The following is a 22,001-nucleotide window of genomic DNA, read 5'->3' as shown; positions in this document are numbered from 1 at the left end:
GCACAGCCATGACGCGCCGGGCCTCCTTCCGGGTGAAGAGCACCACCTGGATGAAGACACGGCCCCGATCTGTCTATCGCGCGGACTCCGCCGCCGTGCCCTCCGACGCTGCGATGTGTTTTGACAGACTTCATCGAGTTGTGCACTATCGTCCCGCCGCACGGGCGGCATGCCCGCTCGCGTATCAATAAAAAAATCCGCATAAGGACACAAGGAAGTGTCATGCACCGGACTCACGCGCTGCGCTTGACGAGCATCCTGGCTGTTCTTCTTTTCGTGCTGCTTGCCTGTCCGCGACCGGCGGCAGCACAGACACGCATCATGCCGCTCGGGGATTCGATTACTGGATCGCCGGGGTGTTGGCGTGCGCTGCTGTGGAACCAGCTGCAAAGCACCGGCTTCACCAATATCGATTTTGTCGGCACGTTGCCGCCTCAGGGTTGTGGTGTCGCTTACGACGGCGACAACGAAGGCCATGGTGGATTTCTGGCCACCAACGTGGCGGATCAGAATCTACTCCCCGGCTGGTTGAGCGCGACACGCCCGGACATCGTGATCATGCATTTTGGCACCAACGATGTCTGGAGCGCGCGAACGCCCAGCCAGATTCTGGCTGCCTTCAGCAAGCTCGTGGATCAGATGCGCGCGAGCAATCCAAGCATGAAGATCCTGGTGGCGCAGATCATTCCAGTGGCGCCCGGTGGCTGCGGGGACTGTCCGCGGCGAACCATCGAGTTCAACGCCGCGATTCCCGGCTGGGCGGCGAGCAAGAGCACGACGGCTTCGCCGATCGTCGTCGTGGATCAATGGACGGGTTTCGACCCGGCCACGGATACGAGCGATGGTGTGCACCCCAACGACGCGGGCATCGTCAAAATCGCGAACGCGTGGTATCCGCCGCTGACACAATTCCTGAGCAGCAATGGCGGCGGCGGCAATGGAGTCATCGCTAACGGAACATACCGCATCACACCGCGCGATAGTCCCGACAAAGCGCTCGATGTCGCGGGGCATGGGACGGCGGACAACACCAATGTGCTGCAGTGGTCCTATGGCGGAGCGAACAATCAGCGCTGGACGCTGACCCATCTGGGCAACGACGAGTATCAGCTCATCGGCGTGGAAAGCGGCAAAGCTCTGCAGGTCACCAGCACATCGACGGCCAACGGAACGAATGTCGACATCCACACCTACACGGGCGCCGCGAACCAGCGCTGGACAATCACAGCCACGAGTGACGGGTTTTATCGCCTTACACCCGTCAGCAGCAGTGGGTCGGCATTGGAGGTGTCAGGCGACTCCACGGCCAACGGAGCAAATGTTCAGCAGTGGGGATGGACCGGCGGCACGAATCAACAGTGGATGTTTCAAACGCCCTGACGAACGGGAGGAAACGGGATGGGGTACGACTCGCCGAAGGGCCTTTGACGCAACGGCCACCGGCGGCTGGCTCGCTCGTGCTTCCTGCGGGGCAGCCCGCCTGCCCCTGAACGGAACGAGGAGCAGGAGCGCCAGCGCTATCAACCCCCGCCAGGTCACGACTCGCTCCGGCGCTGCCCGCTGACCCCGGCGCGCTCGAGGAGAGACGCCAGTAGGGCGTCGCGGGAGAGAACGGCACGTCCGTCCACCAGCCGGTCATGAACATCGCGTTCATGCGGTCGGGTTCCTCTCCAGGCGGTGACGCCCACGACCGCTCGATTCCAGACATTCAATGGTATGTGCAGGCGCCTTGTGTCAGCGGTGATGGAATTTTGGCGCGGTGCCAGAGATTGACGTACAGCCGGGCTCGAAAGAAAAGGATTTTCTCGAAATACGGGGATGGCGTGTTGACACATTGCTTGTCTTTTGTTTCCTTGCTATTGCGCTCCGCAAGCGAGCACGGGGAAAGGAGAGACGGCAATGAACTACCTGCACTGATACTGAAGCCTTGCAAGGACTTGGGCCCGGCACTGCCGCCGGACCTGGGTCCCTCTGGTCAATGCCTGACATTCCGTCTGGATGCCCCCGCGAGGAGCCCCGTGCCCACTGCTGTCGAGTTCGAGCCCCTGCACCCCGAGACGCTGCGAGACCCGTACCCTGTCTATGCTCGAATGCGGGCGTTGGCGCCGGTGATGTGGCATGAGCGGCTCAACTCCTGGCTGCTCACCCGACACGCGGAGTGTCTCCAGGTCTTGAAGGATTCGCGCCGCTTCGCCGCCGACTGGCGCCGGGTTGGCGCGGCGGTTCCCGAGCAGAGCCTGAGCATCCAATCCATGGACCCTCCCGAGCACGGCGAGCTGCGCGGCCTGCTCGTGAGCGCCTACCGCGCCCAGGACCTGGCCGCGGTGGAGCGCAGGGCCTATCTGCACGCGAATCACTTGCTCGCCGGGCTTCGCGCGGAGGGAGGGGGCGAGCTGATGACCCGCTTCGCGGCGCCGCTCGCACTCCATGCCGTCTGTGATTTCCTCGGCGTCCCCGCGCCGGACCCCGCCACCTTCGGGGAGATGTCGGACGCCATCATCCGTGGCATGGACGCGGGCCTCGCGCCGGAGCGAGCAGCCCCCGGCGCCGCCGCCAGGGCGGGCCTGAGCGCGCTGATCGCGAGCTGGTTCGAGCCCCCTCCGACGGGTGGAATGTTCGGGTTCCTGGCGCGCTCCGAGTCGGCCGCCGGGATGCCGCGCGCCGTGCTGATGAACAGCATGCGCGTCGTGTTCCATGCCGGCTACACCTCCGTGTACAGCGCGGTGGGCAGTGCCATCATCTCCCTGCTGCGCCACGGCATGGAGCTGTCCCGGCTGCGCGACCCGGCACTCCTGGAGACGGCGGTGGAGGAGCTGTTCCGGTATGACGGCCCGGTGCAGGCCACCGGCCGCGTGTGCACCGAGGACGTGGAGCTCGGCGGGGTCCGCATCGCCCGGGGGCAGGCGCTGGTGCTGCTGCTCGGCTCCGCCAACCGGGACCCGGAGGCGTTCTCCCAGCCGGAGGCGCTCGTCCTGGATCGCCAACCCAACCCCCACCTGGCTTTCGGCTGGGGCATTCACGCCTGCGTGGGTGGGCTGCTGGCCAAGGCGGTGGTGCGGCTGGCCCTGTGCAGCCTTATCGAGCACGCACCGGGCCTGCGCCTGAGCGGTGACGTCGTCCACAAGCCCCAGGCCACCCAGCGGTGCCCGGACCGCATTCCCATCGCGTTCGGTGCGTGAGCGCGCCAGGTGCCCGTGAGCTTCGACTACACCGACGATGCGGCCCTCTATGACGTCGTTTGCGAGGACTACCGGGAGGACGTCGCCTTCTACGTGGAGGAAGCCCGGCGCGCGGGTGGCCCTTGCCTGGAGTTGGGCTGCGGCACCGGGCGGCTCCTCATTCCGGCGGTGGAGGCCGGCGCGCGCGTCACGGGCCTGGACCGCTCGGCGGCGATGCTCGCCCGGGCCCGGGATCGGGTCCAGGCCCTGCCCCTGCCGCTCCGGGAGCGGGTCGACCTGCGCGAGGGCGACATGGTGTCGTTCTCGATCGAAGCGCGCTTCGCGCTCATCACCGTGCCCTTCCGCACCTTCCTTCACCTGCTCACCGTGGAGGAGCAGCTCGCGGCGCTCACCAACATCCGCCGGCACCTGCTGCCGGGCGGGCGGCTCGTGCTCAACTTCTTCGAACCGTCGCGGCTGCTGGCCGAGCTGCTCGGCAATGACGGCCCGTCCCGGGGTCTGTTGAAGCAGACGGGGGTCGTCGTCTCGCACCCGGTGACGGGCAACCTGCTCGTCGAGTGGGCCAGCGTGACGGGGGATCCCGTAAGTCAGTGCTTCACCCGCTGTCTCGTGTACGACGAGGTGGAGCCCTCCGGGCGGGTGGTGGGGCGGAGTTACCGGAGAGTCACCAGCCGCTTCATCTTCCGCTCGGAGTTCGAGCACCTCCTGCACCGGGCCGGCTTCCAGGTGGAGGCGCTCCAGGGGTCGTTCGACGGCGGCCCGGTCCGCCCGGGCGGCGAGCTCATCTGGCGGGCCCGCGCCGCGCTCTCGTGAAGACGTCGGAGACCAGTCGGCCCTGCTTCTCTCCTCCACCGTGAAGCGCGGACCGGAAGCCACCTCGCGAGAGGACACGCCGAGCGCCGTGCCCACTTCCTCCCAGATGGGCGCGTACCCGTGCTCGAGCTCCCCGAAGAAACCGGCCCTGGGGACGGCTCGGTAGGTTTCGCCGCTTATGCGTCTGTTGGCTCCGTGGTGGCGCAAGCCTCAACACCACGCGGCCAGGTCTGGCCCTTGCGCCGGGGCCAGGCTCGCACCTGCCGTGGGTAATACACTGTAATCCCGTATTCATCACTAATCATTGAAAACGGATTTCGGATATGAACAGAATCACCGAGTCACCTGGTTGAAGAAACGGAGTTTCCCATGAGTCTGCACTCGTCTCTGTGGTTCAGGCGTGCCTTCCTCCTCTGTGTGGCCATTCTCATCCTACCGGTGGCTGCATTCGCCCAGACGCTTCCGCCGGCGTCGCAGGTGGCCGGCCAGATCACCATCGGCTGGAACCTCGGGAATACGCTCGAGGCCATCTGCGGTGAAACCGCGTGGGGTAACCCGGCCGTCACCCAGCAGTTCATCAACAGCGTAAAGGCCGCTGGGTTCAATGCCGTGCGCATTCCCGCTGCCTGGGATTGCCACGCCGATCAGAGCACGCTCACGATCGATCCGGCATGGATGGCTCGTGTGAAGGAGGTGGTGGACTACGCCTACGGCCAGGGGATGTATGTGATCCTCAACATCCACTGGGATGGTGGCTGGCTCGAGGAGCACCCGTTGTATTCTCATCAGCAGGCCGTCAACCAGAAACAGCGCGCCTACTGGACGCAGATCGCCAACACTTTCAAGAACTACAACGAGCGCCTGCTGTTCGCCGGCACCAACGAAGTACGTGCCGACTATGGCACGCCGACGACCGAGCACATCACCGTGCAGCAGTCGTACCTCCAGACCTTCGTCGACGCCGTGCGCGCGACGGGCGGGAACAACGCGTCACGGACACTCGTGGTGCAGACCTACAATACGAACATCTGGCACGGCCTCGATTACTTCTTTCTGCCGTCGGACACGATCGCGAACCGGCTGATCGTCGAAGTGCATCACTACGATCCCTACGACTACACGCTGAACCCAAACGACATCTGCTTGTACTGGGGCGCGCCCTATCCGTCGCAGGGCGCATGCGCCTGGGCGCAGGAGGCCTATCATGACGACCTGTTCGCGCGCGTGAAGGCGGAGTGGATCGACCAGGGGGTCCCGGTGATCATCGGCGAGTACGGCGTGGCTACGCGTCCGAACCTCAACCTGGAATCGCGGCAGTACTACCTCGAGTACGTCAATCGCGCCGCGGCCGCCAACGGCATCAAGACCTTCTACTGGGACAACGGCGTCAGCCCCAGTCAGACCAACGGCTTCGCATTGTTCAACCGGAACAACGGAGTCGTCGTCGATCAAGGCGCTCTGGATGCCATACGGCGAGGCGCCGGTATCGGCAACTCGAACAATTTCACGCTCACGGTCACGAAGTCGGGGGCGGGCAGCGGCACGGTGACGTCGTCGCCGTCGGGGATTGATTGTGGAAGCACGTGCAGCGCGAGCTATTCGAGCGGCACATCCGTGACCCTCTCCGCCGCTGCGGCGAGCGGCTCGACATTCGCCGGCTGGAGCGGTGCGTGCAGTGGCACAGGAACCTGCACGGTGTCGATGACGGCCGCGCGTTCGGTGACCGCGACGTTCAACACGAGCGGAGGCGGCACGACCTGTTCCAACCCCATCACGTTCTCAGGCAGCACAGGCAACTTCAACACGACCGGCCCTGTGTGCTATCGGACCAACGCCAACATCAACGGTTGGGGTTGCCATAACTTCGACGGCCGGACGCTCACCGTAGGTGGGCAGGCGCGAACCTGTGGCCAGATGCCTTTGACGCGCTCGTCCGACGGTTACTACTACTTCGCCGTGTCGGGTGGGATGTACCCGTGGGCGGGCTTGTACACGTGGTAGGCCTCGGTGCGAGCGTCTGAAGCGCGGCACCTTCCAAGGCAGCTGCGGCACCGATTGGATTCGGTGCCGCAGCTGCCTTCGTTGAAGATGCGGCTACATCCTGGCACGCACCGATTTCCCCCCGGGCCGACTCAAACCGACTTCAGCAGGTTCAGATCGATCGGCAGCGAGCGGATCCGCTTGCCGGTTGCCGCGAAGATCGCATTGCACAGGGCGGGCAGGATCGGCGGCAACGCCGGCTCACCCAGTCCGGTCGGCGGGTTCACGCTCTGGACGAAATGCACTTCGATCGGCGGCGCCTGATTCATGCGCAGCAGCGGAAAATCGTGCAGGTTCGACTGCACGACCCGGCCTTTCTCGATCGTGATGGCCTGGCCCAGCGCTTCGCCCAGCCCGTCCAGCACCGAGCCCTCGACCTGTTGCAGCGCGCCCGATGGGTTGACGATCTGACTGCCGACGTCACCGACGGCCCAGACCTTCTCGATCCGGATCGCACCGTCATTGGCGACATGAACCCGCACGACTTCGGCGAAGTAGCCGCGGTGCGAGAAGTAGCAGGCGATGCCTCTGCCGGTGCGTGGCGGGAGCGTGCCCTTGCCCCAACCGGATTTTTCCGCAACCAGCTTCAGCACGTCGCGCATGCGTCCGGTGTGGAAGGCTGCCGGTGGAGGGCCGTTCGGATTGGGTGGAACCGTCAACTCACGCGGCTCGCCCAGCAGCTCGAGCTGGAACTGCAACGGATCCTTGCCGGCGGCGTGCGCCAACTCGTCCAGGAACGACTGGTAGACAAAGGCCAGCGCGTTGCTCCCCGGCGCACGCAGCGGCCCGGTCGGCACGCCCAGCGGCATCACCGAAGCGCCCAGCTCGACGTTCGGCACGAGCTGCGCCGGGAGCTCGTTGGGCGACATGCCGGCGCTGCGCGCGAAATTCTCACCCTCCCCAAAGCTGACGAAGTGGTCGCGGAAGCCGGTGATGCGGCCGTGGGCATCCACACCCGCCTGGAAGAAGTGAAAGCCGGCGGGGCGGTAGAAGTCGTGCTGGATGTCGTCTTCGCGGCTCCAGACCAGCTTGATCGGCACACCGGCTTGTTTCGAGATCGCCGCCGCTTCGACCATGTAGTCGTTCTGCAGGCGCCGTCCGAAGCCTCCGCCAGCCCGGACCATGTGGATGGTGATGTCGCTTTCCTTCACGCCCACCGCCTGAGCCACCAGCGTGCGCCCCGGTTCGGGGTTCTGCGTCGGCGCCCAGATCTCGACCTTGCCGTCCTTGTACGACGCGGTGCAGTTCTGCGGCTCCAGGGTTGCGTGTGCCAGGAACGGATAGGAATACGCGGCCTCCAGCCGCTTCACCGAACCCGCGAGCGCCGCTTCGACGTCACCATCCTTGCGCAGCCAGCGCGCCGGCGGCAGTTTCGCCAGCTCGGCGGCGCGACGCGCATAGCCCTCGCTGCTTTCGGCGGCGACCGGACCTTCGTCCCACGTCACCCGCAGCGACTTCCGCGCCTTCTGCGCCTGCCACCAGCTATCGGCGACGATCGCGACACCATCGGAGAGCGCGTTCGGCGTCGTGCCGCGCACGATGAATGCATTGCGCACTCCCGGTTCGCGCTTCACCGCTTCCAGATTGGCACTGACCACCTTGCCGCCAAACACCGGGCACTTCTGAAACACCGCGTACAGCATGCCGGGCACCTTCACATCGATGCCGAAGATCGGCTGACCGACGACGATGCGCGGGCTGTCGACGCCCTTCGTTGGTTTGCCGATGATCTGGAACCGGGCCGGGTCCTTCAGCGTGACGCTCCTCAGCTCGGGCACCGGCACCCGAGCGGCCTTGGCCGCCAATGCACCGTAGCGCAGCGTGCGGCCGCTGGGTGTGTGATGAACGACTCCGCTTCGGGTCTGGCACTCGGCTTCGGGAACCTTCCACTCGGCGGCGGCTGCTGCGACCAGCATCTGCCGGCCGGCGGCTCCGACGCGGCGCATCTCGTCGTAATGCAGCGTCGTCGCCATGCTGCCTCCAGCGACCTGCCGGCCGTATTGGGTCGCGTCGGCGAGCGCCTGCTCGATCCGCACGTCCTTCCAGTCGACGTCCAGCTCTTCGGCGATCAGCATCGGCAGCGAGGTTTTGATCCCCTGCCCGATTTCGGGATACTTGGAGATGATGGTGACGATGCCGTCCGGTGCGATGCGCACATAGGTGTTCAGCACCGCGGGCGCGGCCGACTTGCCCGGCTTTCCCGGCCTGGCGCCAGCCGGCAGCGGCAGGGACACGCTGAGCAGCAGTCCGCCGCCCATTGCAGCGGAAGCCTTCAGGAACGAGCGGCGCGAGGTGAGGGTCGAACCGTCCATGTTCAGCCCTCCCGCGAGTCGGTGGTCGGCAGCCCGGCTGCCTGTTTGATCGCCGCGCGGATTCGCGGATAGGTCGCGCAGCGGCAGAGATTGCCGGACATCGCCGCATCGATGTCGGCGTCGGTCGGCTTCGGCACCGACTGCAACAGCGCGGTCGCCGCCATGATCTGGCCGGCCTGACAATAGCCGCACTGGAGCACGTCGACCTGGAGCCACGCCTCCTGGACCTTCTTGCCGATGGCGGTCTGTCCGATCGCCTCGATCGTGGTGATCTTGGCCTTGCCGACGGCGGACAGCGGCGTGACGCAGGCCCGCGTCGGCTTGCCATCCAGATGCACCGTGCAAGCCCCGCAGACGGCCATGCCACAGCCGAACTTGGTGCCCTTCATGTCCAGCAGATCACGCAGGACCCACAGCAAGGGAGTGTCGCCATCGGCATTCACCTTGTGGGTTTTGCCGTTGACCTGGATCGTCACTGACATTCTGCCTGCTCCTGTGTTGCGGCAAGGCCGCCGGAGAATCCGCGGCGGGACGAGGATATCAAGGCTCTCCGGTGCATGGAGGAGATGAATCGGCCAGGCCGCCATGGGGGGGTGGAGGCCCACCGAGCCCTATATTGCGGCGGTGCGGACGTGACCGCCGAAGTGGGGGAATGGGCGATGGAGTACATCGGCATCGACGCGCACAAGCGGGACAGTCAGGTGTGCATCCTGGGCGAGGGTGGCGAGGTGGTGCTGGAGCAGCGGGTGCGGACGCAACGGAGATGGCATCGCGGTTCGCCCGGTGCGCGGCCTCAGTTCGGAGTCGCGCCCGAGGTGCTCTGGGCGGGAGGCGCCATGGGCACGACGCGCACGAGCTTGCCCGCGGTGAGGATGAAGCCGCCCAGGTCCTCATTGTAGACGAGGCTCCAGACGGACTTGCCCGGAAGCGGCGCCAGCAATCGAGCCAGTTGCACCCGGGCGGATGCCTTCCCCTCGGGCACTGTCACCACCTGGTCGAGCGGAAGCGAGCCCACGCGGCCCAGCACCACCCGCTTCCCGCTGGCCTTCTCCACCGCCGCGCAGAAGTCCGTCAGCACCTGGCGCAGGGGTCGCTTCTTGCCGGACAGCTGGATGCCGGCGTCGAAGGGAGAGCCGCTCGTGGGCACGACGTGCCAGAGGGCCTCGGTGCGCTCCAGCCGGAAGGTTCCCTTCTTGTGGGTGGCGTGCTGCTCGAGCAGCTTGCGCAGGGCCGCCTCCTGGATGTCGAGCTCCGCCTCCTTCCCGCTGCCCCGGGAGTAGCGTAGCTCCAAGGACAGCCGCTCGGAGGAGCTGAGCGGGTCATCCTCGTAGGTGACTGCCCACCCTTCGCGCGCCCCAAGGCGTTGCAACATCGCCGCCACGGGCCGCTCCTGGTCGGTGATGGTAAGCGGGGTCTCGTCCGCGAGCGCCGCCGATGCGGTCAGCAGCGCCAGGCTCGCTGCGGCAATGAGGCTGTTGAGTCCTGATGTCATTGGAATCCTCCTGTGAGCGCCTCGAAGTGAGGCAAGCCTGATGCCAACGCCGCGGGATGGCAAGTCATTGTTCCGTCTGACACCACCTGGTCTCGCATTGTCAGAATGTCAGAGCCGCCGCGCGGAATTGTCACGATTGAATTGTCATGCAAAGCAATCGGGATTCTGGATGTTTCGAGGACAAGTTCGAAGGGGCGGCGGAGGCGCGCCGTCTGGTGACGGAGCGGCGTGCGGCCCTGAAGGAAGCGGCGGGGCCTGGCCTGGCGCCGTCCCCGGTGGCCGGCCTGGACTTCGAGTACCAGGTGTACGTGACGAACGTGAGCTCGTCCGTGTTCGACGAGATTGTCGCTTCTACAGCCGCTACGGTCAGAGTGGTGTCGTGTACCTCTCCGTCTACGACGTGCAGCCCAACGCGACGCCCAGGGTGGACCGCTTCACCCGCTTCCGGGTGGAGCGGTCCTCGAGCCCCGCGGCGTCCGGCCGAACAAATCCAGCAGTCGCTCCCAGTGCTTCTCGGAGGCGTCCTTGTCGTACGCGGCCCTGCCCTCCACCGCGTAGCCATGGCGCGCGCCCGTGAGGCGCTCCATTCAGGTGGCGGTACGCGCGTTGAGGTGCTCAATCAACGGCGAGAGCTCCGCCGGCGGCTTCTGCTCGATGCGACGATACTGCCGGCCGTCGGTGGTGCGGGCCACCAGCCGGAAGTCGAACAGCGACCGGCGCAGCAGGGCGTGATCGCCGAACAGATGCCAGTGCTTCAGGAGCTCGTTGATCTGCTGCTCGGTGAACACCTTGCCGCTTGGGATCCGCGACCACAATACCCAGAGGCAGAGCTCCTGCTGATTGGCCCTGGCTGGCCAGCGCAGCAGGCGCCCCGAATCATCGAAGTGGCGCGCCACCTTCTCGATGCGCTCGTGATCGGGCGCCGGTGTGGGAGCCCGCGGCGCCGCGAGACGCGACTGCGCCTCCAACTGGGCGCGGAGATGCTGGTAGTTGGCATAGCCGGCCGAGCGGGCCAGCATGTTGAGCAGTTCGACATGCCCCGGCATGTGGCCGAGTTTTCCGAGCTGGTCACGCAGCGAGCGGGCCAGCGCCGAGATGTCGGCTACCGCATAGGGAAGGCTGAGTCTGGACATGGCTGATCCTCGTCATGCGCCGTTCCGTAAAGGGATCGTCGATGGTTGCCGTCTTTCGACTCGGCACGGGGACAAGTGCGTGTCCAGATCACAACTTGCAGGTTTAGCTCCCCGTCAGGGGCGGCAACGCCTCGGTGAACTGCAGACCGTTTGTGGTCAATAGCGGAAATGGAGGCGGACTGCAACAGGCCGCGGAAGGTGTCTGCCGCAGAAGGCCGCAGAGGGTGTCAGAGGATTCCTCTGACACCTTTCCCGGGCTACATTGCTACATGGGCTTCTTCTTTTCGGCCCACGTCCGCCGACCCGGTGGGATGATGGGGTTCCCGCCGGTCGCGCGGTGCTCTCATGAAACACAAGCTCGTCGACTACTTCCGCCGCATCTCTCCTCTGTCGGACGAGGAAGCCCAGGCCATCCTGGACAGTATGGTGGTGAAGACCTGTCCGAAAGGCACGCACTTGCTCATGGCGGGCCAGGTCTGCACCGAGGCCTACTTCGTCCTCCAGGGCTGCGTCCGCCAGTACTACGTCGTCGACGGTGAAGAGCGGAGCAACGGGTTCTTCACCGAGGACGAATGGGTCCTCTCGATTCACAGCATGATGAACCAGACCCCGGCGGATCACTTCCTGGTCTGCGCGGAAGACACCACGATGGTGGTGGGCACCGAGCAACGCGAGGGGGACCTGTATCGACGCTTCCCTCGCTTCGAGAGCATCTCCCGGATGGTGATGCAGAAGGTCCTGGCGGAACAGCAGGAGCGGTTCGCTTCCTATCTCACCGATACCCCGGAGCAGCGCTACCTCGAGCTCTCGAAGACGCGGCCGGACATCATCCAGCGGATTCCCCAGTACCAGCTGGCCAGCTACATCGGCGTGAAGCCCGAGTCGCTGAGCCGGATCCGAAAGCGTATCGCCACGCGCGGCAAGCCGGCTACGCCGCGACGGAAGGCGTGACCGTCCGGAACCCCTTGGCGATGAGCCAGCCGCCGAGGAACAGCTCGAACAGGCCCCCGGGCCCGGAGAAGAGGATGCCCAACGGCAGCCCGAAGAGCTCGAGCACGGCCCCCAGCGCCAGAAGCCCGTAGCCCACCGCGCCCACCAGCGGGAGCAACGATGGAAGAAGCCGGGAGCGGTACAGCGACAGGCAGAACGCCACGCTGCCGGCCCCCAGGATGATCATCGCGAGCTGGTACGCCCAGAAGTTCCCCTTCGAGAGAAGCTTGAACAGGGTCACCAGCTCCGGCGTCGTCTGCCCTTGCGCGGATTCTCCGAGCTGAAGGATGCACAGAAGGAACACCACTCCGACGATGAGGAGCAGCGCCTCCATGACCCGCGTGCAGACGTACGCGACGGCGATGCTCGGGCTCCGCTCGCGGAGTATCGGAAAGAACAGCACGCCAATCCCAACGACGGTGATGGAGTTCAACAGGAGCAGCAGCGCGCCCCCGACGAACGGCGTCCTCTGACTGGCCAATACGGCCAGGTGCTCCGGCTCCTTCAGGACGGAGGTGACGAGCGCGGTGCCGATGCCGTAGGCGAAGAACGGAAGGAGAAAGAGAATTCCCAGGGAGCGGGAGTGAAGGCGGGTGGTGTTCATCGCGAGGGCTCCAGAACGTCCAGCGACGTTGTGGCCGCGAGAGTAGGGGGGGGCGCCCTCGCCCGCATTGATGAGGGTTAATAAACCGGTTCTTTTTTCCAGGCTGGGCGGGTGGGCCGCCCTGTCAGCGGGACTGCGAGACAGGGAACTCGAGCGTGGCCGTGGCGCCCTTGCCGGGACGTCGCTCTCCAGCAGCAGGCGTCCCCCCCATCACCTGCGCCGCCAGCGCGCTCGGCGCATAGGCGGAAGAGAGGCCGTGTGGAGGGGGAGGGCTGGAGCGGAGGGGCCGAGGAGGGGCGCGGACAGGGGCGGCCCGAGCAGTGCGCCAGGTGGGTGGAGAAGCCGCGCAGCCCCTTGGGGTACACGCCGACCCTGTGCCCGGGGTGAGGCCTAATCTCCCGAGGCGCCCTTGGCCCGCGGCATGCGGCCCAGTGCCGGCCTGAGGACGGGGGCGTGGCGTGCCAAGAAGTCCCACAGCCGATTGGCCACGGGCCCGTGGGGCCGGTCGCGCCGGCGCGCTGCCACGAGCTCCTCGATCACGCCGGGAAAATACCGTCCCACGATGGACAGCAGACGTCCGTCGCGCAACTCGGCGTCGACCATGAACCGCGGCAGGTGACCCCAGGCCATGCCATGCAGGATCAGCTCCTTCTTCATGAACTGGTCCGGAACCGAACACTGCGGCGCGCCTTCCACCAGGAAGTGGCCCTGCTCCGAAGGGCGCCGCGCCGAGTCGCGCACCACGCACTGCGTGAAGCCCTGCATCTGCTGCGGCGTGATGGCGGTCGTCGGCTGGAAGGGCAGGAAGCCCGGCGCCACCACCGGTACCATCGCGACCCGGCCCAGGTCGATCCACTCCATTCGCATGTCACCTTTGGGAACGCGGTGCACGATGAGGTCGGCCTCGTCTTCCAGCAGCCGCTCCCAGGGACCGGTCACCGCCTCGAACTGCAGATGCAGGCGGGTCTGGGGGCATTGCCCGAAGAAGCGGCTCAGCAGGCCCAGCACCGGCGGTAGTGGACACAGGTCTCCCAGCACCACGCGCAGCTCGGCCTCTTCGCCCATCGCCAGCTGCTTCGCATGCGTGCTCAGTTCTTCGGCCTCGCGCAGCAGCGGCCGGACCTTGCGGTGAAAGGACCTTCCAGCCTCGGTGAGGCGCACTCGATAGCCCGTGCGGTCCAGCAGGTTCAGGCCCAGCTGGTACTCGAGCTTGGCCACCGCCGCGAACACCGAAGGATGCGAGCGGTGCAGCAGCCTGGCCGCGGCTTGGAAGCTCCCGCCGCGCACGACCGCGTCGAAGCATTGCAACTCGTGAAGCGTGAAGCTGGTCATTGTCGACTCACTCTACAAAGCCGTTCCAGACTTTGTAATTTCCATCCGCGCACCCGGCTCCTAGGTTGAAGGCATCACTGAGCACATTCCTGGAGCCTGCCATGGACTCTCACACCACCTCTTTCATCACCACCGGCGATGGCGTGCGCATCGCCTACCGCTTCGATGGCGAGCCGGGCAAGCCGGTGCTGTTGCTCTCCAACTCCATCGGCACCAACCTCCACATGTGGGACGCTCAGGTGCCGGCACTCACCGAGCACTTCCGGGTGCTGCGGTACGACGCGCGCGGCCACGGCGTCTCGGACGTGCCTTCGGGCCCGTATTCGCTGGATCGGCTGGGTCGCGATGTGGTGGAACTGCTGGACGCGCTGGGCTTGGAGCGAGTGCACGTGCTGGGCCTGTCCCTCGGCGGGTTCGTCGCGCAGTGGCTGGGGATCCATGTGCCCGAGCGCGTCGACCGCCTGGTGCTGTCGAACACCGCAGCCTACCTGGGCCCGGCCGGGCAGTGGGACCGCGCGATTGCCGAACTGCTGAAGGCGCCCGACATGCAGACGACAGCCGAGATGTTCCTGCGCAACTGGTTCCCCGCCCGGATGCTGCAGGCGAACGATGTCGTCGTCGAGGCATTCCGCCGCACGCTGCTCGCCACGCGACGCGAGGGCGTGGCCGGCAGCTGGGCCGCAGTGCGCGATGCGGATCTGCGCCGCACGATCGCGCTGATCCAGCGCCCGACGCTGGTCATCGCGGGCGAGCACGACACCGTCACCTCCGCACGTCACGGCGAGGAGATTGCCTCCACCATCCCCGGCGCACGGCTGCGGGTGCTGCCTGCGGTGCACTTGTCGAACGTCGAACAGCCGGGGGATTTCCTGGACGCCGTGGTGACCTTCCTCTCGGAGCGGCACTGAAGCCTCGATCGACAGGAGTGACAGTCCGTGAATAGGGCCGAAGCCAACAAGGCCTTCATCATGAGAAGACACCTCCACCGAGGGAGTGACGTCGGAGCCGCGGAGAGGTTATCGTCCACGGAATGCGACGTCTTCCAGTGTACAGAAGAGCACGAGCGTCGGGGCTGCACGGCGCGCCCCGGGTCGATGGCTCCTCGCACGAGCGGGACAGCGCCGTCATCCTGACCTCCACTCGAGTATAGATTCCTTACGAGGTCATCGATGAACGCACGAGTCGGCCATCTCCATCATGTGGGTCTCGTGGTGGACGACCTGGATCAGGCCACAGCACTCTACCAGCGACTAGGCTTTCGGCTGCAGCCGCCCGCCTATCCAGTCATGTCCCTCCAGGAGGACGAGCCGCCCAAGCCGTTCGGCGCGGCGAACACCCACATCGAGTTCCCGCGAAATTTCGTCGAGCTCGTGGCCCTCCTCGGGGACGACCGCCCAATCCCAGGTAATGCCACGCCCGTGCCGCTCCAGGTTCCGCCCGCGGTGCGGCCACGGGTTCTGGAGACGATCAAGCGCACGGTTGCGACGATCAGCGCATGCCGTTCGCGTTTCGAGGGCCTGCATATCCTCGTCTTTCAAACTCCCGACGCCGAGGCCACCGGGGAGCAACTACGCGCCGAGGGCGTTCGCCACAGCGGCGTCAACACCGTACAACGCCAGCTCGACACGGAGGACGGGCCGAAGAGGGTGCCCATCCGCTTGCTGGAAATGGATGATGAGACAGTCCCCGAGGGGCGGCTCGCCATAGCCGAAAACCCTCCTTCGGAAATCCTGCACGCCCAGCGGCACCTGGAGCATCCCAACGGTGCGTTGGATCTCGTCGAGTCGGTTCTCTGCGTTGCCGACACCGAGGTCGAGGACTTCGAACGTCGCTATTCGCGCTACCTCGCTCGCCCCGCGCGGCGCGACGGCCCAGCACGCGTCTTCGATCTCGACGACGCTCGGGTGTCGATCCTTTCCAACTCCGGCCTCGCGACTGCCCTACCGGGAGAGCAAGCTCCGGCCTTGCCCGCATTCGTTGCTTACGCCGTGGCGGTCCGGGACCTTGAAGCCACGCGAGCATTGCTGCACGGGAATGGGTTTCCGGTCATGACCACCGCTGGAGGAGACACCTTCGTTCCCGCCACGGCCGCACTCGGTGCCGCAATCATCTTTCGCGAGCATTCGAAGCGCGGCGTGACCTGATGAGAGCGAGAGCCTCCGGATGATGCCGACATGGTGGGGCATGGGGACGAACTCCGTGGTCACCGAGGCTCCGGCCTCGAGGCTGGCCTTGGCCACCCCAAGACCAATTCCAGACGAGCCCCCTGCCACGATGACGTGCTGGTCTTTCAGGTTCATGCCTTCGAAGTAGCGCATCCCCCCGCTGTCAGCCATGGGATGGTGTGGCAAGCTCCATCCCATGAATGGGATGATGTCTCTGGACGACTTGAGGCTCTTCGTGGCCGTTGCGCGGCACTCGAGCTTCGTGGAGGCGGCGCGGCGCACGGGAGTTCCCACCAGCACGGTGAGCCGCAGGGTGGCTCAGCTGGAGGAAGCGCTGGGTGCCCGCCTGATCCAGCGCACCTCGCGGAGTGTCGGCCTGACCCATGAGGGTGAGCGACTGCTGGAGCGTGCCGGGCCGCTGCTCGAGGGGCTGACCTCCGTGCTCGACACGAGCGTGGAGCGCGAGGACGAGCCCAGGGGTCGGCTTCGGGTGACGGCGCCGGTGATGACAGGCTCACAGCGCATTGCGCCGGCGCTGTTCGCCTTCGCGGCCCGGCACCCTCACTTGACCCTGGAGCTCGAGCTCACCAACGCCGTCGTTCCTCTGGTCGAAGAGGGCTTTGATCTGGCCTTCCGCTCGGGGCCCATCCACGACGCGGAGCTGGTGGCTCGGCGCGTCTGGTCGATCCCCTTCACGCTCGCCGCCTCACCCCAATTCGTGAAACAGACACTGAGAGGCCGGACCCAGCTCGATCGCGAGATGCTTGGCTCGGTGCCCGCCATCCTCAGTCAGCCCGGCGGCGTCTGGCGCCTTCGCCGACGGGATGGTTCCGTCGAGGATTTCCGGCCGTGTGAGCGCCTCCGCGTGAACGATCCGCGGATGACCATCGCCGCGGCGGTGCAGGGGCTGGGTGTCGTCTGCGCTCCGAAAGAGGCCATCGAGCAACAGGGCCAGTCGCTCGTGCAGCTCACCCTGACCGGGCGAACAGTCGAGCCGCGCGAGCTCTTCGCGGTGTACCCGTCCCGGCGGCAACTGCCCGCACGGGTGCGCATGGCGCTCGATTGGGTGATGAAGCACGGCTGATTCAGGCCGACCCGGTGTCAGACGATTCGTACTGCACCGGGGGCGCTGGCATACCTAACGCCCCCCCCGGAATCCATGATGCCAACCACCACGCCCTGGCCGGCGAGTTCCGGAGACACAGCGCGTAGTGCTCTGGTTTGTGGTGTCGCCACACTCTTGTGGAGCGTGGAGACTATTTGGGGTTGAAACCGGACGGTGCTCACAGGCGGGATGGCCGCGAGCTCACCAATACGCATGGGATCAATTAGCCCCCCTCCCCGACGAAGCTCCCATCGGCAATGAGGACAGAGTCTGCGGACTCCAGGCCGGCCGCCACCAGGTCCTCGATTGGGCCTGAGAACGTGATGAGGAGCGCAACGCGCTCTGGAATGCACCTTTCGGGCTGCGCGCCCCGCGCAGACCTCGACTGGAGCCGAGCCACTTCGGAGACGGCGCCGTTGTACAGGCCCCTCACACCGGGATCGATCAGCTTCCTCAGAATCTTCTTGTCCGTAATCACTCTCATGCCTCGCGCCGCCTTGCAATCCGCTCCCTTGACTGACAAGGGGTTCTTGGGGGCTCCGCCGAACCAGCGGACCCACCATGGCGACAAGCCCCCAACAAACACACCCATGAGAGAAAGATTCGTGCGGTCATGTCTTTGATGGCTCGGATGGTGGAGAAACACATCCCTGCTGTCAATTGACGAATCTCGTCATCGAGCCACATACGGTCCCTCTCCTCGTCTTCACACCCAGCGTTTTTGGTTTTCCAATACATTCTGGCGCACGCACAGGAGGTTCTCCCTAGCCCGGGCGTTTCCGAGCACCAGGGGAGGGGAGACGGGTTCGAATCCCGCCTGGCCCGGGTTGTCAGGGCGCCAGGGCATGGCACATCTCCCCTCGCGAGCGACCGGCTGGAGAGAGTGCGTGACCTGGAAATGTGATGACCGGTGAGGAAGAGGCTTAGTGTCGCCGCTTACCTTCGGGATGTTCCGTCCATGCCTCATTTCCATCGCGAGGCGTAACGAACAGCAGGTGTATCTCGGGCGTATGCAAGCGGGCCGAGTGGGCGATACCCCTGGGGATCAGAAGCGCATCTCCCGGGCCGATGTCATGCAACTGGTCTGGGCCGTTCGCCGGGCGCAAGGTCATGGTCATGCGCCCCGAGATCACGACGAGCAGCTCGTCACCGCCATCGTGGCGCTCCCAGAACCCTTCCGTTCCCTCCGTTCCAATCCGGATGACGCCCAGCATCGCGTCGCGGTGCACGGTGTAGTCGCCGAGCAGCCGGGGGAAGTGAGGGTCGGAAATCGCGGCGAGCTCCGCGGAAATGGAAAAGGATAGGCCAGCCATCGTTGTCTCCTCTCAATTCGCGGCCTGCTCAACGTCGACATGGAGGAGCGACGCCAGCAGCTTGCCGTACTCCGCCTCGGGCAGTGTGCGGCGGGCCTCGATGAGCTTCTTCGTGCCTTCTCCGATGGCGATGCGAAGCGGTGGCGTGCTGTCCTCGAGAGTTCGCACCACCGCGTGGGCCAACATGTCCGGGTCATTCCCATCCTCACGGGTCGCGCGCTCGAGCAGGGACACCAGTCGTCTGCGCCTGGCGATGTGCTCCGGGTGCTCCGCCTGGGGATGATGGAAACCGATGCGGGTGCGCATGCCGTCGGGCTGGAGCAAGGTGACCCGAAGCCGGGTGCCGCGCAACTCGTGCGCGAGTGCCTCCGACATGGCCTCCAGCGCGTGCTTGCTCGCGGCATAGGCGCCCAGAAAGGGGCCGGCCACGGCCCCTGAGAGCGAGCTGATGTTGATGATATGGCCCGTGCCCCGTGAGCGCATGGTCGGCAGCACCGCGAGCATCATCCGCAAAGCGCCGAAGAAGTTCGTCTCCAGCTGCGCGCGAGCCTCGTCGAGGCTCGTTTCCTCCACCGCGCCGATGAAGGCGTAACCCGCGTTGTTGATCAAGGCATCGATGCGCCCCTCTCGGGAGAGCAGCGCTCCCACGCACGCCTCGACCGAACGATCGGACCGCACGTCGAGCGGGAGCATGGGCCAGCCCGCGCCCGTGTCTCCCGCGGGCTGCCGGCTGGTGCCATAGACACGGTAGCCGCACTGGACGAGCAGCGCCGCCGTGGCCCGGCCGAGGCCGGATGATGCGCCCGTCACCAATATGACCTTGTCGTTTCGAGCTTCCGCTGTGTTGCCGTTTTCCATGGGGACCTCCGTTGTCGACCCGGAGGCAATATGCGAGTGTTTCGTCACATCCGCTATTCGCATTCAGGAGCACGCGATTCACATGACATCCGTCGACACATCCCCTCGGAAATTGCCGCGCCAGAGGCGCTCTCGGGCGACGGTGGATGCGATTCTCCAAGCAGCGGCTCAGGTTCTGGTGGAGTGGGGTTATGAGAAGGCGACGACCGCGCGCGTCGCCGAACGCTCCGGGGTGAGCGTGGGCTCGCTCTACCAGTATTTCCCGAACAAGGAGGCGCTGGTCGCGGCACTCCTCGAAAAACATGCCGGAGAGCTGGTCGCGGTCGCCGAGGCCGCCTTCGCCGGATTGAAGACCGCGTCGCTCGAGGAAGGATTGAAGGCCATCATCCGTGTTGGCGTTGATACCCACCGGATCTCCCCCGCGCTCCACAAGAGCCTCTTCGAGCAGGTGCCTCGTGTTGGGCGCATGGCGGAGGTGATGGACACCAGCCGGCGCCTTACTGAGCTGATTGAACAGTTCCTCCGCGCCCATGCGCACCGCCTGCCTCGGAGCAGGCCCCCCGAGGTCGCGGCGGTGGTGCTCGAGACGGCGCTGGAGGCCCTGACCCACAAGGCCATTACGGAGCGCCCGGACCTTCTCGCGAGCGGAGTGCTGGAGAAGGAGCTGTACCAGCTCGCGGTCGGCTACCTGTTTCATCCGATGAAGTAGGTGCCCCACACCACCCCTATATTCCTGGAGCGGAGAAGAAGAGGGGAGCGCGGACCATGCTCCGCCACGCCCGGACGCCCGCCCCGCTCTGAGGCCAGCGCCTCACGCGCTGGATCAGCGAGCGCGCACGGTCGGCGTCCTCGCCACTCATGGCGCCCATCAGGGTGCCGTTCGCGTCGTGGAACCAGTTCGTGTGGATGAGCACGGCCGGCATGTCAATGCGTTGGAGCGTAGCGGCATGGTCGAAGCCCTTCGTAGTCGTCGAGGGAGCGGAACAGCTCGTTCAGCACGGGCGGCATGTAGTAGTACTTCAGCGGCTCGCCCGGGTGCTCGGCCCGGTACTTCACTCCGTCGGCGATCATCTTCGGCCTCAGGCCCTTGAAGAGCTCCAGAATGGACGAGTTCTTCAGGTAACAGGTGGTGAAGTCCGTCTCGCCGCTGGCGAGGAAGCCGTGGGCGACGCGGCTGAGGTCGTAACCGGCGGTCGTCCACAAGCGCGGCTGGACCGACGAGAAGAGGGGCGGATCCTCCAGGATGACCCCCCGGACCTGCTCAGGGGCATTACCAGGTGGAGGCGTACCTGGGGCTGGTGCCGGGAGAGAAGAGCTCGGGAGAAAAGCAACACCGAAGCCCCATCACCAAGACAGGAAACAGCCGGGTGCGCTGGCTGCTGATACAAGCAGCCCTCTGCCTGCCGCGGGTGAAGAGGCCCGAAACGGCCCACCTGCGAGAATGGGCCGAGGAGATGGCCGCCCGGCGCGGCAAGAAGATTGCGGTGGTGGCATTGGCACGCAGGCTGGCCGGAATCCTCTTCGCCATGATGCGCGATGGGACGCAATACCGGCCACCCCAAGCACAGGAGGAGGACAAGGAGGCCGCCTGAGCTGAGGAATCAACGGCCTGGCGCCTGAAGGTGAGCGGCTTCTCCAACAGGTTTCGACGCGCGGGTGAGCGCGGATTCCGCCTTGGTCAGCAGCACAGGGTCGACGTATAGAGAGCGCCCCGCTGTCGAATCTCCCCATGCGCCGGCGGCACACGAACATCCAGGCGGACTTCATCTCGTCAGGAGTGGAGCCAGGGGAGGTCCGTTGGAAGTTCATCTCCAGGGGACCTCCCCCCGTCGTGGGCCGGTTGCTGGAAGCTCAGCGCGTGGTGGCTTGCAGCGCCGGCTGCTTTGGCGCCGAGATCCGCGCCATCAGCTTCACGACGAAGGCCCGTGGGAGGAGCCGTGATGCGAACGTGGCCAGGTAGTTCCCGAGGCCGTGGATGACCGATGGCCGGTTCTTCGGGAACTCGTCGAGCCCGAGCCGCACGACTCCTTCAGGGCGCGCTTTCTGGCTGCCTCCGGCCGCGGCCTCGCCCGCGCGCGCGAAGAACGGCGTGTCCGTCGCGCCGGGGGAGAGGGCCATCACCCGCACGCCGCGGTCCTTGTACTCGGCCCACAGCGCTTCAGTGAACGAGAGCACGAAGGCCTTGGTCGCTCCGTAGACCGCCATGTACGGCGTCGGCTGGTACGCGGCGGCTGAGGCCACCTGGATGATGCCGCCGCGCCGCCGCTCGAGCATCGGGAGGAACACGTACGTGAGCTCGACGAGCGCTCCGATGTTGAGATCGATCTGCCCGCGCTGCGTCTCAAGGGGAATGTCCGCGAACGGTCCGTGTGCCCCGAAACCCGCGTTGTTGATCAACACGTCGACGTCGAGCCCACGCCGCGTCACCTCATCGAACACGCGCTGCGCGGCGCCCGGCTTCGTGAGATCCTCCACGATGACCTGTGCGTGCTCGAGCCGTGCGGCGAGCGCCTCGAGCTTCTCCTTGCTGCGCGCGACGAGCACGAGCTTCGCGCCGCGGGCGTCGAGTTCCCGTGCGAAGGTCTCTCCGATGCCCATGGAGCCGCCCGTCACCACCACCGTCTTTCCCGCGAAATCGAAGTCGTTCATGCGCCCAACATGCGTG

22 protein-coding genes are annotated in these 22,001 nt (G+C 65.8%); 10 read left to right on the top strand and 12 right to left on the bottom strand.

Annotated elements, in window-relative coordinates:
- Positions 1 to 222 precede the first annotated feature (222 nt).
- The 4 genes from JQX13_RS47220 to JQX13_RS47205 all read left to right on the top strand — a co-directional run bounded on the left by JQX13_RS47220 (position 223) and on the right by JQX13_RS47205 (position 5,993).
- Entirely contained in the window at positions 223 to 1,380 is a 1,158-nt protein-coding gene (locus JQX13_RS47220; RefSeq protein WP_203405942.1) for an RICIN domain-containing protein, read from the top strand.
- 638 nt (positions 1,381 to 2,018) lie between these two features.
- Positions 2,019 to 3,179, top strand: a complete 1,161-nt coding sequence (locus JQX13_RS47215) for a cytochrome P450 (RefSeq protein ID WP_203405941.1) — start codon at positions 2,019 to 2,021, stop codon at positions 3,177 to 3,179.
- Between the two features lie 15 nt (positions 3,180 to 3,194).
- Positions 3,195 to 3,992, top strand: coding sequence for a class I SAM-dependent methyltransferase (locus JQX13_RS47210; protein WP_203405940.1), 798 nt, complete (start codon positions 3,195 to 3,197; stop codon positions 3,990 to 3,992).
- A gap of 369 nt (positions 3,993 to 4,361) precedes the next feature.
- Positions 4,362 to 5,993 (top strand): cellulase family glycosylhydrolase, encoded by a 1,632-nt coding sequence (locus JQX13_RS47205; RefSeq protein ID WP_203405939.1) that lies wholly within the window; start codon positions 4,362 to 4,364, stop codon positions 5,991 to 5,993.
- A gap of 131 nt (positions 5,994 to 6,124) precedes the next feature.
- Here JQX13_RS47205 and JQX13_RS47200 read toward each other — a convergent pair whose 3' ends face one another.
- The 5 genes from JQX13_RS47200 to JQX13_RS47180 form a co-directional block, all read right to left on the bottom strand.
- Complete coding sequence (locus JQX13_RS47200; RefSeq protein ID WP_203405938.1) at positions 6,125 to 8,344, bottom strand: xanthine dehydrogenase family protein molybdopterin-binding subunit; 2,220 nt, start codon at positions 8,342 to 8,344, stop codon at positions 6,125 to 6,127.
- Between the two features lie 2 nt (positions 8,345 to 8,346).
- On the bottom strand, positions 8,347 to 8,826 hold the full coding sequence (locus JQX13_RS47195) for a (2Fe-2S)-binding protein (RefSeq protein ID WP_203405937.1): 480 nt from the start codon (positions 8,824 to 8,826) through the stop codon (positions 8,347 to 8,349).
- 311 nt (positions 8,827 to 9,137) lie between these two features.
- A complete protein-coding gene (locus tag JQX13_RS47190; protein ID WP_203405936.1) occupies positions 9,138 to 9,836 on the bottom strand; it encodes a hypothetical protein in 699 nt (232 codons plus the stop codon).
- Between the two features lie 434 nt (positions 9,837 to 10,270).
- Positions 10,271 to 10,423 carry a dienelactone hydrolase family protein gene (locus JQX13_RS47185; RefSeq protein WP_203405935.1) on the bottom strand — a complete coding sequence of 51 codons (153 nt, stop codon included), beginning with the start codon at positions 10,421 to 10,423 and terminating at the stop codon, positions 10,271 to 10,273.
- On the bottom strand, positions 10,424 to 10,969 hold the full coding sequence (locus JQX13_RS47180) for a DUF2087 domain-containing protein (RefSeq protein ID WP_203405934.1): 546 nt from the start codon (positions 10,967 to 10,969) through the stop codon (positions 10,424 to 10,426).
- A 345-nt stretch (positions 10,970 to 11,314) separates the two neighbouring features.
- Between JQX13_RS47180 and JQX13_RS47175 the strand changes: the two genes are divergently transcribed.
- Entirely contained in the window at positions 11,315 to 11,920 is a 606-nt protein-coding gene (locus JQX13_RS47175) for a Crp/Fnr family transcriptional regulator (RefSeq protein ID WP_203405933.1), read from the top strand.
- Here JQX13_RS47175 and JQX13_RS47170 read toward each other — a convergent pair.
- Positions 11,898 to 12,563 carry a DUF4386 domain-containing protein gene (locus JQX13_RS47170; RefSeq protein ID WP_203405932.1) on the bottom strand — a complete coding sequence of 222 codons (666 nt, stop codon included), beginning with the start codon at positions 12,561 to 12,563 and terminating at the stop codon, positions 11,898 to 11,900. The two genes, JQX13_RS47175 and JQX13_RS47170, sit on opposite strands and share 23 nt — an antisense overlap.
- A 390-nt stretch (positions 12,564 to 12,953) precedes the next feature.
- A complete protein-coding gene (locus JQX13_RS47165; protein ID WP_203405931.1) occupies positions 12,954 to 13,895 on the bottom strand; it encodes a LysR family transcriptional regulator in 942 nt (313 codons plus the stop codon).
- Positions 13,896 to 13,996: 101 nt separating this feature from the next.
- Between JQX13_RS47165 and pcaD the strand changes: the two genes are divergently transcribed.
- The 3 genes from pcaD (at position 13,997) to JQX13_RS47150 (ending at position 17,144) form a co-directional block, all read left to right on the top strand.
- The gene (pcaD, locus tag JQX13_RS47160) at positions 13,997 to 14,803 is read left to right on the top strand and encodes a 3-oxoadipate enol-lactonase (RefSeq protein WP_203405930.1); all 807 of its coding nucleotides are present in this window, start codon (positions 13,997 to 13,999) and stop codon (positions 14,801 to 14,803) included.
- A gap of 261 nt (positions 14,804 to 15,064) precedes the next feature.
- Positions 15,065 to 16,039 carry a VOC family protein gene (locus JQX13_RS47155; RefSeq protein WP_203405929.1) on the top strand — a complete coding sequence of 325 codons (975 nt, stop codon included), beginning with the start codon at positions 15,065 to 15,067 and terminating at the stop codon, positions 16,037 to 16,039.
- Positions 16,040 to 16,265: 226 nt separating this feature from the next.
- The gene (locus JQX13_RS47150; RefSeq protein ID WP_239014296.1) at positions 16,266 to 17,144 is read left to right on the top strand and encodes a LysR family transcriptional regulator; all 879 of its coding nucleotides are present in this window, start codon (positions 16,266 to 16,268) and stop codon (positions 17,142 to 17,144) included.
- Between the two features lie 244 nt (positions 17,145 to 17,388).
- Here the strand turns inward: JQX13_RS47150 and JQX13_RS47145 are convergent, their stop codons facing one another.
- The 3 genes from JQX13_RS47145 to JQX13_RS47135 form a co-directional block, all read right to left on the bottom strand.
- The gene (locus tag JQX13_RS47145) at positions 17,389 to 17,649 is read right to left on the bottom strand and encodes a hypothetical protein (RefSeq protein WP_203405927.1); all 261 of its coding nucleotides are present in this window, start codon (positions 17,647 to 17,649) and stop codon (positions 17,389 to 17,391) included.
- Between the two features lie 439 nt (positions 17,650 to 18,088).
- Complete coding sequence (locus tag JQX13_RS47140; protein ID WP_203405926.1) at positions 18,089 to 18,478, bottom strand: cupin domain-containing protein; 390 nt, start codon at positions 18,476 to 18,478, stop codon at positions 18,089 to 18,091.
- A gap of 12 nt (positions 18,479 to 18,490) precedes the next feature.
- The gene (locus JQX13_RS47135) at positions 18,491 to 19,336 is read right to left on the bottom strand and encodes an SDR family NAD(P)-dependent oxidoreductase (RefSeq protein ID WP_203405925.1); all 846 of its coding nucleotides are present in this window, start codon (positions 19,334 to 19,336) and stop codon (positions 18,491 to 18,493) included.
- On the opposite strand from JQX13_RS47135, the gene JQX13_RS47130 reads away from it, so the two are divergent.
- The gene (locus tag JQX13_RS47130) at positions 19,335 to 20,045 is read left to right on the top strand and encodes a TetR/AcrR family transcriptional regulator (protein WP_239014295.1); all 711 of its coding nucleotides are present in this window, start codon (positions 19,335 to 19,337) and stop codon (positions 20,043 to 20,045) included. The genes JQX13_RS47135 and JQX13_RS47130 overlap by 2 nt on opposite strands.
- A gap of 215 nt (positions 20,046 to 20,260) precedes the next feature.
- Here JQX13_RS47130 and JQX13_RS47125 read toward each other — a convergent pair whose 3' ends face one another.
- Positions 20,261 to 20,539 carry a hypothetical protein gene (locus tag JQX13_RS47125; RefSeq protein WP_203405924.1) on the bottom strand — a complete coding sequence of 93 codons (279 nt, stop codon included), beginning with the start codon at positions 20,537 to 20,539 and terminating at the stop codon, positions 20,261 to 20,263.
- A gap of 74 nt (positions 20,540 to 20,613) precedes the next feature.
- Here JQX13_RS47125 and JQX13_RS47120 point away from each other — a divergent pair, with 74 nt between their 5' ends.
- On the top strand, positions 20,614 to 20,928 hold the full coding sequence (locus tag JQX13_RS47120; RefSeq protein ID WP_203405923.1) for a transposase: 315 nt from the start codon (positions 20,614 to 20,616) through the stop codon (positions 20,926 to 20,928).
- A gap of 259 nt (positions 20,929 to 21,187) precedes the next feature.
- Here JQX13_RS47120 and JQX13_RS47115 read toward each other — a convergent pair whose 3' ends face one another.
- Positions 21,188 to 21,985 (bottom strand): SDR family NAD(P)-dependent oxidoreductase, encoded by a 798-nt coding sequence (locus JQX13_RS47115; protein WP_203405922.1) that lies wholly within the window; start codon positions 21,983 to 21,985, stop codon positions 21,188 to 21,190.
- Positions 21,986 to 22,001 lie beyond the last annotated feature (16 nt).

The organism is Archangium violaceum (genome assembly GCF_016859125.1).
Taxonomy (GTDB): domain Bacteria; phylum Myxococcota; class Myxococcia; order Myxococcales; family Myxococcaceae; genus Archangium; species Archangium violaceum_A.
This window is presented reverse-complemented; position numbering and strand designations above follow the sequence as displayed.

What these genes read in the sequence shown, in the direction of transcription:
- JQX13_RS47170 (WP_203405932.1), bottom strand. Translation starts at nt 12,563, where the DNA reads ATGAACACCACCCGCCTTCACTCCCGCTCCCTGGGAATTCTCTTTCTC.
- JQX13_RS47195 (WP_203405937.1), bottom strand. Translation starts at nt 8,826, where the DNA reads ATGTCAGTGACGATCCAGGTCAACGGCAAAACCCACAAGGTGAATGCC.
- JQX13_RS47145 (WP_203405927.1), bottom strand. Translation starts at nt 17,649, where the DNA reads ATGAGAGTGATTACGGACAAGAAGATTCTGAGGAAGCTGATCGATCCC.
- pcaD (WP_203405930.1), top strand. Translation starts at nt 13,997, where the DNA reads ATGGACTCTCACACCACCTCTTTCATCACCACCGGCGATGGCGTGCGC.
- JQX13_RS47185 (WP_203405935.1), bottom strand. Translation starts at nt 10,423, where the DNA reads ATGGAGCGCCTCACGGGCGCGCGCCATGGCTACGCGGTGGAGGGCAGG.
- JQX13_RS47140 (WP_203405926.1), bottom strand. Translation starts at nt 18,478, where the DNA reads ATGGCTGGCCTATCCTTTTCCATTTCCGCGGAGCTCGCCGCGATTTCC.
- JQX13_RS47180 (WP_203405934.1), bottom strand. Translation starts at nt 10,969, where the DNA reads ATGTCCAGACTCAGCCTTCCCTATGCGGTAGCCGACATCTCGGCGCTG.
- JQX13_RS47200 (WP_203405938.1), bottom strand. Translation starts at nt 8,344, where the DNA reads ATGGACGGTTCGACCCTCACCTCGCGCCGCTCGTTCCTGAAGGCTTCC.
- JQX13_RS47220 (WP_203405942.1), top strand. Translation starts at nt 223, where the DNA reads ATGCACCGGACTCACGCGCTGCGCTTGACGAGCATCCTGGCTGTTCTT.
- JQX13_RS47115 (WP_203405922.1), bottom strand. Translation starts at nt 21,985, where the DNA reads ATGAACGACTTCGATTTCGCGGGAAAGACGGTGGTGGTGACGGGCGGC.
- JQX13_RS47165 (WP_203405931.1), bottom strand. Translation starts at nt 13,895, where the DNA reads ATGACCAGCTTCACGCTTCACGAGTTGCAATGCTTCGACGCGGTCGTG.
- JQX13_RS47155 (WP_203405929.1), top strand. Translation starts at nt 15,065, where the DNA reads ATGAACGCACGAGTCGGCCATCTCCATCATGTGGGTCTCGTGGTGGAC.
- JQX13_RS47130 (WP_239014295.1), top strand. Translation starts at nt 19,335, where the DNA reads ATGGGGACCTCCGTTGTCGACCCGGAGGCAATATGCGAGTGTTTCGTC.
- JQX13_RS47175 (WP_203405933.1), top strand. Translation starts at nt 11,315, where the DNA reads ATGAAACACAAGCTCGTCGACTACTTCCGCCGCATCTCTCCTCTGTCG.
- JQX13_RS47205 (WP_203405939.1), top strand. Translation starts at nt 4,362, where the DNA reads ATGAGTCTGCACTCGTCTCTGTGGTTCAGGCGTGCCTTCCTCCTCTGT.
- JQX13_RS47150 (WP_239014296.1), top strand. Translation starts at nt 16,266, where the DNA reads ATGATGTCTCTGGACGACTTGAGGCTCTTCGTGGCCGTTGCGCGGCAC.
- JQX13_RS47135 (WP_203405925.1), bottom strand. Translation starts at nt 19,336, where the DNA reads ATGGAAAACGGCAACACAGCGGAAGCTCGAAACGACAAGGTCATATTG.
- JQX13_RS47190 (WP_203405936.1), bottom strand. Translation starts at nt 9,836, where the DNA reads ATGACATCAGGACTCAACAGCCTCATTGCCGCAGCGAGCCTGGCGCTG.